The organism is Dyadobacter sandarakinus (assembly GCF_016894445.1).
GTDB classification, from domain to species: domain Bacteria; phylum Bacteroidota; class Bacteroidia; order Cytophagales; family Spirosomataceae; genus Dyadobacter; species Dyadobacter sandarakinus.
This window is the reverse complement of the sequence record NZ_CP056775.1, coordinates 627,568-645,988: the sequence shown is the minus strand read 5'-3', so window position 1 is coordinate 645,988 and position 18,421 is coordinate 627,568. Positions and strand designations below refer to the sequence as shown.

At 51.0% G+C, this 18,421-nt stretch carries 1 protein-coding gene; it reads right to left on the bottom strand.

Annotated elements, in window-relative coordinates; translation table 11 throughout:
• Window positions 1-56 precede the first annotated feature (56 nt).
• On the bottom strand, window positions 57-17,300 hold the full coding sequence (locus HWI92_RS02585) for a malectin domain-containing carbohydrate-binding protein (RefSeq protein WP_204660647.1): 17,244 nt from the start codon (window positions 17,298-17,300) through the stop codon (window positions 57-59).
• Window positions 17,301-18,421: the final 1,121 nt, after the last annotated feature.

The following is an 18,421-nucleotide window of genomic DNA, read 5'->3' as shown; positions in this document are numbered from 1 at the left end:
ATAAAAACGCCCTCCGGAATCCAGAGGGCGTTTCCCACAATTTAACTATTCATAGATCAGTCGAGTACGACTACCCTGATTACCTCTGTGGCAGCAGAAGACGTTACTTTGAGAAGGTATACACCTCTGCTCAGGTAATGGTTGGATATCTCCACTTCTGCCTTGTTGCCTGCCTTGAAGTCTCCTGGCAGCGCCACCGGGTAAGTTCTACCCATTTCACTGATAAGTTGCAGGCGCACATCGTCCGAATGTTTGGCCGACACCTCTACGGTAAAACGTTTCGGAACCGGGTTCGGGTACACCTGTGATTTGGCATATTCCACAACTTCTTCCGACGGAGCGATCATTTCCTGGCTTGTGCGCAGGGCAGCAGATGTTCCGGTCTGGATAACAAGCTGTGGCTTGTTGGCTGCATTTTCCTTGCTGTTGAACGTCAGGTTCCGGTTTTGTGAAGTCGGGTTTTTCAACGCGATGCTCACTACCTTATCACCCGCCAGCTGCTCTTTCACAAAGTTGGTCACGTCTATCTCGTAGTACTTGGCCGTGTTGTTCACACTTACGGTTCCCAATGCTGTTGATAAACTGGCCGGAGCATTGTTCAGGTTGATGCCTGTCTCGGTCCACGAATCGTTTGTCACACCGTATGCTGACAGGTTGATGGCTGTCGTGTTCTCGGTATTGTTTCCGTAGATGCGGAGCTTGGCAGACGTTACCTGTGTAAGGCTTCCCAGTGCAAATTTCATATAGCCCGTCCTCGTGATACCGTCGCCGCTGCCTGCTTTCACCACTACCGACGTTTCGTTTCCGTAGTTGGCACCGGCATAAGTTCCGGTCCGTACGTACGAGTCAGCCTGAGGGGTCAGGGTCACGGTGCTGTTCACCGGTGTTTCGGCAGCTGGTACTACTTCGATGGCTGACACTTTCGGCAGGTTGGCTGCACCGGCCAGGAAGTTGATATTAAGCGTGCCGTCGGCAACTGCCACATCAAACGTTTCCTGAACAGCTCTCAGTCCGCCTCCTGCTTTGGCGAAGATGTCGTAGTTGGTCAGCTTGCGGCTTCCCTCCATATCCACATTGAACCTCCGCTTGCCGGTACCATTGGTTGTAAAGTAGGTTTCTGCAAAGTGCAGTACTACTGTCCAGTTACCATTATTGACAGGGATGCTGTAAGTAAATCCGGCGGATGAACGCTCAGACAGATACAACGCATCGTCAGTCGTGTTCTGGATGTCCGTGGTAGCAATGCTTCCGGTGCGGTCAGTACCTCCGAAGTAAGTATCGGCAATGAACTGGCGGTTGCCCGAAGCCAGGTAAGCAGCTCCACCAGCATTGATGCGGATCGCAGATGTTGTTGCAGGCGCATTGTTAACCGTTACGGTAATGCTTTCCTCATCGGACAGGGCTGGCGTACCATTGTCTGTTACTCTTACAGTGAAGGTAAATGTACCTGCCGCTGCCGGAGTCCAGGTGAATGCGCCGGTTGTTCCGTTGATCGCAGCACCAGCAGGCTGGTTTACCAGGCTGAACGTTTTGGTCTGGCCTGCATTGGCGTCCGTTGCAGCAGCCGTGAAGCTTACCGGCTGACCCAGTGTCACCGTTTTGTTTCCAATCGATGCCAGCTCAGGAGCTACGTTCACTTCGGCTGTTTTCGGCATCACTTCAATGGCTGACACTTTCGGCAGGTTGGCTGCACCGGCCAGGAAGTTGATATTGAGCGTGCCGTCGGCAACTGCCACATCAAACGTTTCCTGAACAGCTCTCAGTCCGCCTCCTGCTTTGGCGAAGATGTCATAGTTGGTCAGCTTGCGGCTTCCCTCCATATCCACATTGAACCTCCGCTTGCCGGTACCATTGGTTGTATAGTAGGTCTCTGCAAAGTGCAGTACTACTGTCCAGTTACCATTGTTAACAGGGATGCTGTATGTAAACCCGGCGGATGAACGCTCAGACAGATACAACGCATCGTCAGTCGTGTTCTGGATGTCCGTGGTAGCAATGCTGCCGGTGCGGTCAGTACCTCCGAAGTAAGTATCGGCAATGAACTGGCGGTTGCCCGAAGCCAGGTAAGCAGCTCCACCCGCATTGATGCGGATCGCAGTAGGTGCAGGCGCTTCCGCCACGGTCACCGTGATCGTCTCCTGATCAGACAGGGCCGGGGTACCATTGTCAGTCACTTTAACCGTGAAGGTAAATGTTCCCGCAGTCGTCGGTGTCCAGGTAAACGCTCCGGTAGTGGCGTTGATGGACGCACCAGCAGGTGCATCTGTCAGCGAGTACGTTTTGGTTTGTCCTGTATTGGCATCGGTTGCCGAAGCAGTAAAGGTCAGGGCACGGCCTACGGTCGCTGCCTTGTTGCCGATCGCTGCCAGCTCAGGTTCCACGTTTTCAGCCGGTGAGGTCATGATCAGCTCGATCGCTGAGATCTTCGGCAAGTTGGCAGTTCCTGCGGTAAAGTTGATATTGACAATACCGTCTGTAATGGTCACAGGGATGGTTTCCTGAATAGCTCTCAGTGCACCGCCTGCTTTGGCAAAGATGTCATAGTTGGTCAGTTTTCGGCTGCCTTCCACATCCACGTTGAATGCACGTTTTCCGCTGCCACCCGCACCACGACCCGGAGCTCCGAACCAGATCTCTGCAAAGTGCAGGATTACGTTCCAGTTTCCGTTTGTTACCGGGATGCTGTAGTTGAATGATGCAGAAGAACGCTCAGTCATATAAATCGCATCGTCAGTCGTATTCAGGATATCACCGCTTGGCAGGGATGATGTACCGTTAGTGCCACCGAAGTATGCGTCGCTTGCAAACTGTCTGTTGCCGGAAGCGAGGTACGCGTCACCACCTGAATTGATCCTGATTGCAGTTACAGGGCAGTTGGCCTTGCGGGCAACCGTTACCTGCTGAACCTTGGTACAACCTGATCCGTCTGTTACAGTGACGAAGTAATTGCCTGGCTGCAGGTTGGTCGCAGTAAGTCCTGTCTGTACCGGAGTAGTACCCCACGATACCGTATAGTTTCCTCCGCTTCCGCCTGCAAGGTTGCTGATCGTGGCTGTTCCGGATGGAGCGCTGCACGACATTTCAGGAGCAGTTACAGTAAATGTGATTCCGTTGCGCTCTGGGATTGTGAACACTTTGGAAGTTTCACAGCCACCATTGAAGTTCTCTTTCACATAGAAAGTATAATCTCCGGAGGCCAGGTTGCTGAACACAGGCGAAGTCTGGTATGATCCGCTCTCTCCCATTTTATAGAGGAAGCTTGACACATTGGAGTTGGCAACCCCGAAGGTGATAGATCCGTTAGACTTGGCACATTCTGCACCTACAACCGCTTCCTGCGTCAATACCACTGCATTCGGATTCGCATTCGAGTTGAAGATTTCAAGACCTGCGAGGGCTACCCGGTTCACAGACGGATTGAATTTAACGTCCAGTCTGCCATCGGTAACACTTACTTCAAAGTCTTTCACAAGCGCTGTCTTGTAGCCTACTTCTCTGAAAATATCGAAGTTGGACTGGCGCAGTACGTTTTCAAGACTGATGCTGAACACGCGTGATCCCACAGCGGTAAAGAAGTTCTCCACAAAGTGCATCCTGACTTTATAAGTACCGTTAGCCACCGGAATCTGATAGCGCGTCTCAGCCAGGTCGGCAGCTGCGGACAGGTATGTTTGATAAAGCACGTCATCATCCGTAGCAGCGATTGGTGTAGCGGCAGGCTTATCCAGCTGGATAGATCCGAGGCGATAGTTCCTGTCTGCTTCCCAAACCTTACCATTGATATTCACCTCAGCATCGGAACCACCTTTGATGCGTTTCAGCACACCGATGAGGTTACAGTTGTCATTGGCAATACCATAGAGCGGAATACGCACCGGTGAAAGACTGCTGGTATAATTAACAAGCAGTACCGCATTTTTGATACCCGGCGTGCTCGGACGGAAGGTCACAGTCAGCGTGGTCGACTCCTGTGGAGCCAGGCTTGACGATGTTGCGGTTCCGACGGCAAACTCATTCAGGTTTGGTCCTGCGATTTCAACACTCTTGATGGTCACCGAAGGATCGGTAGTACCATTTGCATAGGTAAGACCCAGGTTTTTCAGGTCGATGTTCTGCGTATTGGTAAGACCTACCACCTGTGATCCGAAGTCAACTGCCGAAGGAGTAGATGCCAGGTCAGAATAATTGGCAGTACCCGTTTCAGGTTTGATGTTGGTCACATAGTACACGTTATCCTGGTAATCGTAATTGGTGATTCCGGGCTTGCCGATGTAGTCATGACCGATGATATAAGCATTCGGAATTACGTTTCCATTGTTGTCAACTGCTTTCCAGAACCGGAGGCCGATTTTGCCTTCCAGGTTTTTGGTACGGTCAGAGTTCGAGATCGATACGCGGAAGCCGAACAAGCCGGTCGGGCTGAACGATCCTTCTGCAATGGCATTCGAGTTACCGGCCTTCAAAGGAAGCAGCGATTGTCCGTCGAGACCATGGTGCGTGAAGAGGGTCGAGTAAGTGTTGGTACCTTTTACAAAGTACTCCACGTTCTCAACAGATGCACAGCAGCCGTGGTAAGCGCCCATTTGTACTACTGAAACAGGCTTGGCTGCATCAGCACGGGCAAAGTAGGCCGACATAATCTCGTCTGTGTTCAGAACCAGGCTGTTTCCGGTGTTGGTACCGTCGTCATGCTGGAACCCAACATTAGACTTCATACCGAATGCACTGATGATCTCGGAAGCTCTCGGCTCGCTGTTACCCTCGCCGGCAGCCTGCCACAATCCGCGCAGGACGATATTTTTTCTTGGTGCCACGTCATCGTTAGACATGATCTTCAAGGTGTCGTTCAGGATCCGCACTCTTCCGGTAGGATACTGTGCTACAAACTGAACTGCCATTTCAATGGATGTGCCCGGATTAACGGTGATGGCAGCAGCAGTTGCGGGATCGTAAGCCACATTGTTGATCGTTGCGATCTTCCAGGCAGCAGGGTTGGAAAGTGCCAGGCTGCTGATGGTCAGAGCGGCAGTGCCCTTGTTGCTGATCCTGGCTTTCACCACGTCATGGTTACGGTTGTACGGCGTAAATGTTCCGTCGTCGTTCGTTCTTCTCCATGGCTCCTGGATGAGCGAGAATGTCAGCTGATCGTTGGCCGGGAACTTGTCAAGGTTTTCAACCACCATATTGGCATTGCTTGGCTGCGTCTGCACCACGCTGAATGACAATGCGGAGCTGGTCGTCTCATTTTTGTTTCCGTCAATTGCTTTTGCACGGAAGCTGTAAGTACCGGCAGCATTGATGATCACAGGACCATAGTAGTCGCGGAAGGCCTCGTTGTTGATACTGTAAAGTACATTGGCAAGACCCGATCCGCCCGCATCAGAAGCATTTACCGTCACCATCACCTGGTTGGTGTATACGCCCGCAGACTGCAGGGTACCTTTCAGGCTGAGCGCAGCCACCGGCGGAGTGAAGTCGCCCTCGGCAGTAGCCGGGTCAACAATCACAAAGTTGATTTTCGTATTGGTACCTCCGGTTGCATCAATGGTCAGCTTTCCGTCAGTTACTTCAACCGTTGCCGTCACAATCTGGTTAGGCGTCTGGGCATTCGGGATGAAGTTCGAGATCACGGTCGTTCCTTCCACGTTGATGCGGTGGTTACTGTCGTAGAAACCTACGTCACCTACTCCAACCGTTACGTTGTACATGCCCGCATCCACTTTCATTTCCCAGGCTCCCGGAGTTTGTCCGCTGCCGGTGGCCTGCATCAGGGCGAGTGTACGCAATCTTGTTTCTACTGTATTGGAACTCCGCTCACGCATGTTGGCTGAATTGTCTTTCGGCGCTTTCGTGGTCGCGTTGATCCAGCCGTAGCCGCGGGTGTCGTCGTAAAGCTGACCGATATCTGCCAGGTACCCTGCCGGTGTTGCGGTAGTAGCAAGCTGGTAGTTAACTTTTACAGCTTTGGCACTTACGTCGGTAACGTGCAGACTGATCGTCAATGCGGCGCTGGCAAAACCATCCGCTTCTGCATTGATCGTTGTCGAGTATACACCGGCAGTAAGTCCGGCCGTATTGACATTGAAGGACAGGCTGCCCAATGCCGGGCTTGGTGCTACCAGCCAGCTTGTATTGGATTTCGAGAACCTCACGGCAGCAGGTGTTCCGTTGCGGGCCTGGAGCGTGATGGTCTTCGCAGCCGATGTTCCGTTGAGCGGCGTGTTGAATGCAAGGTTACTTGCGTCAAATACCAGCTCTTTGCGGCTTCCTGCCGGAATTACATTTTTAAGAACAAATACATAATCCTGGTAGTCACCGTTGGAAGCATCCTCAAAACATACGAGGTAGCTGTTTGGCACAAGCTCTCCCTGACGGTCTCTCAGCGGATAAGTACGTACCGCGTGCAGTGCAGGTCCGCCTGCATTCAATGCATCTTCCGAGAATGACAGGCGATTTTCCAGACCCACTACATAGATACCGAAAGGCTGGTCTGTGCTGAACTGGTCTGTACCGGCCACGATCTGCGGGAACAATGTATTGTGCTGCCCAAAGACGCCCGAGAGTGTACCTACACCCGTTCTTACCGGAGTGTTGCCGGATTTAGTAAAGAATCCGAAAGGAAGCTCCTGGTTAGGCGAGTAACGTGCCACCGGCGTGATGGTTACCGGACCGCTGGCTGCTTTTTCAAACAACGGAATCAGTACTTCCTCACCCTTCATGACAGGCTGTACGCCGTCTGCCAGTGTGGTCCATCCTACGTTGATTTTATAACCAAGCGTATTGACAACCGTCTGCAAAGGAGGCTCGTTGCTGCCTTCGTATCCGTTCAGGGACATGGCATAGAGTCCTACATTAATGCTTGGCAGGTTGCCTGCATTGCTGTTGATCGTCAATGCTGCATTGTATGTAGCGATTGTGTTACCCGGTATAAACTTGACGTCGAAAGTCTTGGTTTGCTCAGGCGCTATCGAAGAGCCCGCAGGTACGTTTTCAACCACAATTTCCTGTACACTGAACTTATCGGGGTTGGTACCGCCCAATGTTACGGATTCAATGCGGAGTTCGTCTGTTCCGGTATTGGTAATAGTAACCCTTCTGGTTGCTGTTGTATTTTTAAGCGCATCAAAGATCAGCTCGCTGCTGCTCACGGCGATGGTCGCCTGAGAAGCCGGCGCAGTCACGTTCAGTGTTACTGCTACGTTTGTGCTTGTATAACCTGCTGCTGCAATGGTTACCGTCGCATTGTATGATCCCGCAGCCAGGCCGGTTGCGTCGATTCCGAATGCATTCACACCCAGTGCAGGTGCTGCAGGAAGTACGAGCCAGTCGCTGGATGCCGACTTGGTTACCGTGATGGCAGGTGTTCCTGCGCTTGCAGCGATCGTCAGGCTCTGAGCAGGTGTAGACGTACCTTTTACGTTTGCAAAAGTCAGTGTTGGCGATGATACCGTCAGTGTTTTTGCTACTACGTCCGTGGCCGATTTTACGTTACGTACGATGAAAGCAATATCCTGATAGTCGAAGCCGGAAACGTGCTCTTCAAATGCAACCACGTACGATCCTTCGATCACATTGCCATTGTCACCTTTGAGCGGGTATATCCTTACATGGTGAGGAATAGCTCCCGTAAATGTGTTCAGGGCATCTTCACTGTACAGGTGACGGTTGTTGAAGTATGGCCAGCGCGAGTAGAATCCGAAAGCTTCGATGCCCGGATCAAACACCGGTGTACCCGTGATCTGAGGATCAACAGACTGGTAGAAGTCGTTGGATACCGTGAACAGCTCGTTTTTAGCATTTGCTTGTCCCGAGATGTACCAGCCAAGACCCGTTACAATACCCGCAGGATCCTGAGGTCCGAAGACAGACAGCGGCTCAATGATCACCGGGCCGTCGGTCAGGCGTTTGAACGACTGGATAGACACCTCTTCGCCCAGCAGTGGCGCCTTAAAGTCGGTGCTATGGATGATGTTGGTATTCTTGTCATCGTCGCCTACATTAACATTCACACTGTGAAGGTCAAGAATAGCCTGCAGTGAAGGCTCGTTGGTACCGGAAAGTCCGGCAGTACCTAACCCGCGGAGTACGATTTCACTTACTTCATTATCAACGCTGGTCACGCGGAGTGTAGCTGTTTTTACACCTGCGCTGGTCGGATTGAATACGATGTTGAAAGTAGAGGCGCTTCCTCTCAGTACGGTCATCGGCGATGCAGCCGTCGGAGCAGGAGCTCCCAGCAGCTGGAACTGATCCTTGTTGGCTCCGATCAGCTCAATGCTTGTTACTGTCAGGTTGGCATTACCGGTATTAGCGATACGAACCGTATGCGCTGTACCTGCTGCTCCTCCTACTACATCGTTATCCACGATTTCGGCAGGTGTAACGCTGGCGATACCTTTTGGTGCGGACACGGAGGTAGCTTTCAGCATCACGATCTGTGATGTTTTACCTGCGTTGTTATTCCAGTTGTACTCGATGACGTACAGGTTACCTGTTTGTACATCTTCGGTAAGGTCAAGCGGATTGGTGAAGCCTGAAAGACCTGTAATCCCGTTTGTACCTGAACCTGTCTGTGCACCGATGATATCATAGATACGGTCGTCGGACTCAGGCGAGTTTACATCCGGCACTGCCGTCATAGAGCCTGGCTGCAACACGATAATGTCACTGCCACCACTGAACCGGCAAACCAGGATACGGCCTTTCATCGCACCGTTGAATGCATTGCTTTTGTACTCAATCACACCGTTTGGTGATTTGTTGAGCTCGAAGTTGTAGGCTGCGCCGCGGTAGTTTACATCCGGGCCCTGGCCTGCATCATACTTAGGGTTGTCGATATAACCACGGTTGGATACGTACTCACCACGAAGCGGGTTCGGGTGACCATAGTAACCCACAGGTTTAATCGGGTTCACACGGAACAACCAGTCATTTTGTACCACCACACCATTGGTTGGTTTTACATAAGAGCCACTGTAGAATGAACCATCCGGGCGGCGGGTGCCGATTACGGATTCAGGAGAGTTACCACCTGCGGCAGAACCGTTGGCAGGAACGTACAGCTGACCGTTGGAGTGCCACAGCAAATCAAATGCATTACGTACACCGGAAGCATAGATCGTCAGCGGAGAGTTGGTCGCATATGGGTTATAAGTACCATCCGAAAGGCGGATGTTGTCAGCAGGAGCTGCATTGATCAGCGCCTGGTTGGACGTTGTTCTTACATCAAGCGGCAATGTCATCCCCGACAGCTTTTTCAGGTCGAGACGCATTACAGTTGCTGCCAGCAAGCTTTCATCGCGCTGCCAGGTTGCGTCATACAGACCCATTGAGCTAAGGCTTCCCTGGTTGTAGTACAATGCGCCATCAGGACCGAATGCAATGCTGTTCACAAGGTGATCCGCTTTGGAACGTGGCAGTTTGGTAAGCACCAGCTGCTCGTTTTCCAGGTTAGCTCCCGACAGGCGTGAGATATTACCGTCAAATTCAGGAGCGTTGGTCAGACCGGCGCTGCAATGCGAGATCCAGGCTACCAGGTTATCGGCAGTAGATGTCGGGTCAAACGTCAGACCTACTGAGGAGCGTGCTCCGTATTTATTGGTCAGCGACTTGATCTCTGTCTGGTTGGACAGCATACCGGTTTCATGATCTACGGTAAAACGTTCGATCACACCATCCAGGCGGAGTGCATAGAAGCGGCCGTCCGGACCAAACAGTACGCTGGTGTATTTTTTACCAACCGTACCCGGGATAACCACTTTCGGTGCGAACTCAGCTGCTACCGGGTTAGCCGGCGGCGCTACGTAGGAACCTGTTGTGAATATCGCCTCGTAAGGAAGGAAGGAAGCACCACTGAATGATTTTACACCACTCGTTACCATGAACTTGTACTTCGTATTGATTTCGAGTGCAAATTCCGGCGTGATACTGATGGCATCGCCACCACCTGTTCCCTGGAACGTACCAGGAATCTGGATCAGCGCGTCACCGGACATTTTGTAAAGCTTCACCGTCTGGGCGTTCACGGTATTTTTATCAACACCACCCTTGAAGCCCGCGATTTCCGGAACAAAGATGTTGTTGGCCGCTACGCTCGCCAGGTTAACACTTACGTTGGTTGCACCATTGGCAGGACTGGAAGAAACCACATAAGGCTGGTTAGCTCCCGGTGCCAGTACCGTCACGCGAATCAGCACGCTTGCACTGATGTAGTTGTTTGCAGAAGCAGTTACTACCGCAGTATGAAGGCCTTCCGGCAGGTTTCTCGCAGCCGAGTAATTGAACGTTACGTTCGGCTCATCACCGTTGTGCGTAGCGTTGAAAGTAAGCCAGGCCGGAGAGTTGTCGTTGTACACAGCATTCAGCGCGATCGGCAGTGCCGGGTCGGATGTTGAGTGGCTGATGTCCAGCGAGAATGTTTTATCTGTATCTGTTGTACCTGTTTCGATGACCAATGAATGCTCGCTCGCAGACCATACCAGGTAAGGAGAAAGGTCGATCGGAGTAATGATCGCCGAGTTGATTTTTGTATTGGTACCACCACTGGCATCGATCGTCAGGTAGCCGTCGAGTACGCGGGCAGTTGCTTTGGCCGATTTGAAGCGGGTTGCAGTGCCAGCAGTACCGGAAGGTACAAACTTGCTGATCAGACTTACACCTTCCACATTAATGCTGTGGCTTTCAGAAACCGTACCCGGATCCGAATCACCTACTGAAACGGTCACTTCGTAAATACCATTCGGCACTTTCATTTCCCACAGACCTTCGGCTTTGGTACCGTTGAATGTTCCGGAAATGGTGTTGGCCTGCATGTGCATGAACGTTGCCAGTGTCACATCCGCAGGCGTGGTGCGCTTGCGTCCGTTACCCGGGATTGTGCCGCCTACCGAAAGGTCGAGCGGGGTTCTTTCAGCAGGTTTGCGCCAGCCGTATTCAAGGTTGGAACCCTGGTTGGCACCTGTTCTTGGTCCAAAACCCTGTCCGTAATCCCTTACCCATCCTGTCGGAGGTACGGTGTTAGGATCCTGGAAGTTAACTTTCACCTGTGGCTGTGCACTGGATGAAGTTACCGTCAGGTTGATCAGCAGCTGTGCAGGCTCGTAACCATCCGCAGTAGCCGTCACGGTCGCCTCGTAGATACCAGGTGCCATGGTGGTGCTGAAATTGGAAGGTCCGAATGTTACGGTACCGGTTGCCGCAGCAGGCAATGTCAGCCAGCTTGCTGTACTGTTGGTAAATGTTACCGCAGGAGTTCCTGTGCTGGCCGTCAGCGTGGTGCTGGTAGCGGTTACAGCCTGGCCCTGTACTGCAGTCAGGTCGAGTGCATTCGGGGTGAAGGTCAGGGTTTTGGCTGGTTCCTGAGCTTGTACCGAGAAGCTGTCGAAAGTAAATGAGGCAGGTGTGGTTGCATTTCTGTAACTGGCGTACACACCGGCATACACTGTTTTTCCATTCAGCGCCATGCTGCTGATGTTCATGGCCGCAGGGTTGGAAGCGGAAGTGTACCGCGTACCTACGTTGATGTAATTAACACCGTCTGTTGAGTAAAATCCTTCAAGCGTGTTTTTAGACAGATCCGCTACCAGTCTGAGGCGAACGGTCTGGTTATTCAGGCCTGAAATGACATCCGTAATGCGTTGGTCTGGATTAGCAGTCGTGGCGGTGGTAGAAGAAACATCATTCAGTTCCTTCCGCATTTCTACCTTGTTGCCGGTCACAGCCAGTTTAATAAAAGTTTTATCGTTCAAACCGAACCACAAACCACCCTGCTGCGAAGAGGTACCATTGAATGGATTAATAACCGTAGTCTCAATCACCAGTTTACCACTTGCAGGGAAACCTACACCCAGTGCGTTGATCTGGTTGTTGCCCGTGGCAAAACCAATACCCTTATTGGCAACAATGGTAAGCCTTCCGTTAGCGATCGTCAGCTTGGATGGCTCGTAACCAATTACTGAAGATGTGGCAGTGCCGTCCTCAGTCAGACGTGTACCTGTATAAGCATCGATCATTGTAAAGCCCGTCGCAACATTGCTCTTGTCGAGCACGCCGCCTTCCTGGCCGTCGAATGTAATCGCAAAAGGCAGGGTCACATTAACCTGGTCACAAGGGAGTGTACTGATCGGTGAGCAGCCGTTCGATGCCGGTGCTGCTTCAATTTTCAGATCAAACACTGCACTTGCAGAAGCCTGAGCGTGGTCGGTTGCACTCAGAAGAATTCTTAATGTACCTGTTTCAGCTGGTGCAGTTCCGGTGAAGTTCTGCGAAGCACTGCTGAAATGCAGCCATGCCGGCAAAGCATCTCCGTTTTCCAGTGTAGCCGAGTAAGTCAGCACATCGCCTGCATCCGGATCAGAGAATGAACCCGTAATGATGGAGAATGCCTGACCTGCCGTAATGGTCTGTGCCTCGGGAGCCGAAATGACTACCGGGGTACGGTTTGGCTCAGTAACCGTAATGGTAAACTGGGTCGAAACTTCCTTCTTGCTGTCGCTTGCAGTCAGTTTCACCGTATAGGCACCGATCACCGTCGGTGTACCGCTGAACACCTGCGTTGCAGCATTGAAGCTAAGCCATGCAGGAAGTGCGCTGCCGTCAACCAGGGTTGCTGTCAGTGAAAGCTGGTTGTTGTCAGGATCAGTAAATGTATTTGCAGGAAGCGTAAAAGACAGGTTTGTGTTTACCACCAGTGTCTGGTTGCTCACCGGCGCATTTACAACCGGCGCATGGTTGGCATCTTCCACATCGATTACCGTAATATTTACAGTAGCAGTAGAGGAAAGTGCCGGCGTACCGTTGTCGGTAGCAGTTACCGTAAGTGCATACGAAGGTGTTGTCGCGAAGTCGAGCGCGCCTGCCAATGTAATAACACCAGTGCTCGCATTGATCACGAACTTGCCGGCACCATTGCCCGCTGTGATGGCGTAAGATACTGTTTGGGTGGTGGTGTCTGTTGCTGTAACCGTTCCTATTTCCGCGCCAAGGTCTGCGTCTTCCGCTTTGCTGAAATTGAAAGCAGAACTTGCAAAAACGGGTGCTTTGTTTGGAATAGCAGCAGGCAGAATCTCGATTGCATTGATCACGGCATTATCAATCGAAGACGTGAAGTCGATGTTCAGTGCACCGTCGGTAACTTCCGTATCAATCGATTTGATGATCACGACCTTGTTCAGATTACCGCCTTCTACAAAAAGGTCAAGGTTTTTCAGGACAGTCGCATTTTCAACCTTTACATCAAACACACGCTTGTTGGCGGCAGACTGGAAGTTCTCTACCATATGCAGCTTCACGGTGTATTTTCCGTTTGCGATCGGCAGGTTGTAGGAAAGGTTGGCTCCGAAACGACGCTCGTAGTAAAGTTCAGGGTTACTAACTCCTGTCAACGCGTACGTAGCATTGGAAGTAGAGCCTGCCACTACTGCGTAAACATTGTCTTCATGAAACACATTACCAGCTACCGTGCGCTCAACACCACCGGCATTGATGCGGTATGGTGCGGATACAACAGGGTAATCCTGGTTTCTGATCGAGAAGTTGTCAAAGGTGAAAGTAACCGGCGTGGTACCATTGCGGTGCGTGGCATAAAGACCCGCATAAATGGTTTGTCCGCCCATTCCCATGTTCGCGATGCTGATCACAGGCGTAACGTAGTTGGTACCTACCGTTACATAATTAACACCGTCGGTCGAGTACGATCCTTCCAGTGTATTATTGGCAAAATCAAGCACCATCCGCAGCCTTACGGTCATTGCATTCAGACCTGTAATAACTGGAGAGAGTCGCTGATCCGTATTGGCAGTAGTCGCATCAACAATGGAAACATCGTTCAACTCTCTGCGCATTTCCAGCCTGTTGCCGGTTACGACCAGTTTTACAAATGTCTTGTCGTTCAATCCGGCCCAGATACCACCCTGTTCAGAGTTGTTTCCATTTACAGGATTGATTACCGTTGTTTCAAAGACCATCCTGCCCGCTGCAGTAACACCTACTCCCAGTGCATTGATCTGGTTGTTGTTTACCTGTGAAGCGGTCGAAAAGGCAATACCCTTGTTGGTTACAATGCTCAGGCGATCATTGGCGATCGTCAGCTTGGAAGGCTCATAGCCGATAATTTCCGAGCTCGGCGTTCCGTCAGTAGCCTGGCGTGTGCCTGAGTAGGCGTCAGCCATTCTGAAACCTGTACCCACATTGGCTTTGTCGACCAGGCCGCCTTCTGTTCCGTTAAATGTCAGGCTGAATGGCACAGATACCTTCAACTGCTCGCAGGGAAGCAGGCTCGTTGGAGGACATCCTGCCACGATAGGCGCTGCATTGGTGGTCACCGCAAAAGTGGTGCTGGCAGAAGCTTTACCGTCTGTCGCAGTGACTTTCAGGTTCACAGTGCCTGCATTGGCCGGTGTTCCGCTGAAAACCTGCGTAGCCGGATTAAAGGAAAGCCAGGCGGGCAATGCGCTGTCATCAGACTGGGTAGCCGAGTAAGTCATTGCATCATTGTCGGCATCGGTAAATGTACCTGCCGGGATTGTATAACTGAACAAGGTACCCGCAGTGGCAGACTGTGCACCGATGGTACCCGCAACAGGCGCCTGGTTCGGTGCCTGAAACTGCGTGATGCTGATATTCACCGCAGCAGTTGCGGACAATGGAGGTGTTGCATTGTCAGTAGCAGTGACGGTAAGCGCGTAGGCAGGTTTGTTGGCGGAGTACGAAACCGTGTCGGTCAGTGTAATCATCCCTGACGCGCCATTGATCGCAAACTTGCCCGCCTCATTACCGGCAGTAATGCTGTATGTCAAAGTCTGGTCCGCAACATCTGTGGCTGAAACTGCTGCTACTTCTGAGTTTGCCGCACCGGGCTCACTCTTGCTGAAAGTATAAGTTGGCTGTGAAAACACGGGGGCCGCATTTACAACCACATAAGGCAGGATTTCGATGGCATTGATTACTGCATTGTCAACCGTAGCGGTGAAGTCGATATTGAGCGCACCGTCTTTTACCTCCGTATCAATTGATTTGATGACAGCAACCTTGGTTTTGTTACCACCTTCTACATAAAGATCGAGATTGCGCAAAACAGCTGCATTTTCAACTTTAACGTCAAATACACGCTTGTTGGGAGCCGTCTGGAAGTTTTCAACCATGTGCAGCTTCACGGTGTACTTACCGTTTGCGATAGGCAGGTAATAGGAAATGTTGCTGCCGATGCGACGTTCGTAGTAAAGCTCCGGAACGCTCACGCCTGACATGGCAAAGTTACTGTTGCTGGTGGTGCCAGTAACAGTAGCATAAGTGTTATCTGCATTGAAAACCTGTCCGTCAACCGTTCTGGTCACACCACCTGCGTTGATACGGTAAGGTGCTGCTACCAAAGGATACTCGTGGTTGCGGATGGAGAAGTTGTCAAAATTGTAAGTAACGGCGTTAGCACCGCTGCGGTAACTTGCAAAAATACCGGCTCTGAGGGTTCCCGTCAGTCCCATACCCGCAGTGCTGAGCACCGGCGTAGCATAGTTGGTACCGATCAGGATATAGTTCACACCATCAATCGAATAATAACCTTCCAGGATACTGTTGTTAAAATCCAGCACCATGCGAAGGCGTACAGTCTGGGTGCTCAGCCCTGTGATGGTTTCAGTAATACGCTGGTCCGTATTGGCAGTTCCGGTTACGGTGGAAGAAACATCATTCAGCTCGCGGCGCAATTCCACTTTATTGCCGGTGATGCCCAGCTTCACATAAGTTTTGTCGTTCAAACCAGCCCAGATACCACCCTGCTCGGAGTTGGATCCGTTGAATGGTTTAATGATGGTTGTTTCAAATACCACTTTGCCGCTTGCAGGGAAATTCACGCCAAGGGCATTGATCTGGTTGTTGCTGTTGGTAAACGCAAGTCCCTTGTTGCTTACAATGCTCAGCACATCATTGGCGACAGTCAGCTTGGAAGGTTCGTAGCCGATTATGGATGAGCTTGCAGCACCGTCAGTAGAAGCACGGGTACCAGAGTAAGCATCTGCCAGTTTGAAACCGGTACCTACATTATTTTTATCGCTAAGCCCGCCTTCGTTACCATTGAATGTAAGATTGAAAGGCAGGGAAACAGCAAGCTGGTCGCAAGGTAGTGTGCTCAGCGGTGAGCAGGTAACAACAGGAGCAGCAGCAACGGCAAGGGTGAAGCTGGCATTTGCAGCAGCTTTTCCGTCAGTGGCTGATACTTTCAGGTTGTAGGATCCCGCTGCGGATGGCGTACCACTGAATGTTTGGGTAGACGCATTGAAGCTCAACCATGCAGGCAAAGCACTGTCGTCGGCAAGGGTCGCTGAGTAAGTCAGCGCGTCGCCGTCGCTATCGGTAAAAGTGGAGGCAGGTAATGCAAAGGTAAATGGTGTTCCGGCAGTCGCGTTTTGCGCAGCAATCGTGCCGGCCACAGGAGCATGGTTTACAGGTGCTGCCGGTGCGATCACAAGATCAAATGAAGCAGACGCAGCAGCCTTGCTGTCGGTTGCGGATACTTTGATGCTGATCGTCGCCGCCAGGGAAGGTGTACCGCTGAACGTTTGCGTTGCAGCATTGAATGAAAGCCAGGCAGGAAGCGCACTGTCATCAGCCAGTGTGGCCGAGTAAGTCAGCGCATCCCCGTCGCTGTCTGTAAAAGTGGAGGTAGGTAGTGCAAAATTAAAAGCTGTTCCGGCAGTCGCATTCTGATTGGCGATGGTACCAGCCACGGGAGCATGGTTCACAGGAGCCGGTGCCGAAACCACGAGGTCGAATGTGCTGGACACCGACGATTCTTTATCGCTGGCAGTTACCTTGATGCTGTAAGCTGCAGCATCAGCAGGTGTACCGCTGAACACGCCGGTTGCCGGATCAAACAAGAGCCAGGCAGGGAGGGCAGCATCATTGTCCAGGGTAGCAGCCAGGGTAAGCACGTCTCCATCGGCATCTGCAAAGGCAGTCTGCGGAATGGTGTAAGAAAATGACGTTCCTGTTGTGGCCGTCTGGTCAGCCAGCTCTTCCGCCACGGTAGGTGACTGGAAAAGCGCACTTGCCGCATCGGCAAGGGTCTTAAGCAGATTTTGCCCGGTAAACTTAGTTACCCGGCTTTGCGTCGTTGGACTGGTCGTCAGTCCGTTGTTTGCTGTGCTGCTTTTCCCCGCGGAGCGCCACGGGAAGAAACTGCCGTCGCGGTCAAAGTCAAGCGCAGAGGTCTGCACGCTGACAATCAACCCGATCAGAATGAGCACAGACCATACCTTCGGAAGTAAAGGAGTTAGCTTGTGAACAAAGGAATTTCCCTTTTTCATAGTGTTGAATAGAGGTAGTTTAACAGAGCGAAATATGAATAGTTGATAAAAGGATATTAAAATCCGGGCTGTAACTGCACAGCAATGCCGTCGTCAGACAGCATATAAGCGCAATCTCAGGGTAACTCAGGTAGATTAAAATGCAGGCTGAAAACGACCGTAGGATGGTTTACAGGCATGGGCGGGGATGATGTCAGCAGCGGACACCAGAGGCAATTCGGGCGGGTAAGGGTCTCTCAGGTAAATCTTGGAAATCATAGCTTTGTTGTAAGTAATGACGAACGTTTGAGTTGATCGCAAACCGGTCTGGTTGTTCCTGAATCGCCTGCATCCATTTGCAAACTGCCTGGTAAGACTTCGCTTAGCTCAGGATCAGGGCCAAAATCCATAGGATTTGCGGCAAAAAACTGTAACTGATTAAATTGAGGGTTATACGTGGTTCACAGTAACTGCGCGGTTTATTAAGCTTTTCAAACATCGCAACCACAGTAAACTGTGTAGGGTAATGTCGGGTTGTTATTTCTTCTGATCAGATTTAATCCTATTTTCTTCAATCCATTTGAAAATCCAAAAAAGGAAAATATCCAAATTACTTGACAAGGCTTCATGCTTGTCGGTGCCCTGCGAACTAACTATGGCTGTAAAAACCGCAGCTGGAAACGCTTTAAATTCAAAATATCGGTTGATTTAAAAAGTGGGCTTTTGCTTAACTGAAAACAAATTTCAGGATTGGCCTACGATCCAAAAAGGATTTACAAACGAAGCGGGCAAATTGACAAACGAAACGGGATTGGAAGACGAGTAAAGTGCAGTCCGCAAAATATTTCTGCGGACCCGATCTTGGAATAGTGAAATTATTTTACTTACCCCTACATAACAATTATGTGCAATGATCTATAAAAGTAAATCGATGTGCGTAAAAGTTATTTTTACTGATTTTAGTTAGATATTCAAATTATTACGCATAAATTCGAATAAAGCTGTCCTATAACTCTTTTGTATATACGTAAGCAAGTACATAAAACTGCTACACAAAAAGTTACAAGATCTTTTTTCCGGTAATCTGCAGCTGATCCGGTAATGGTACACCCCTACAAACAAAAAGTCCTGCAATACCTTGC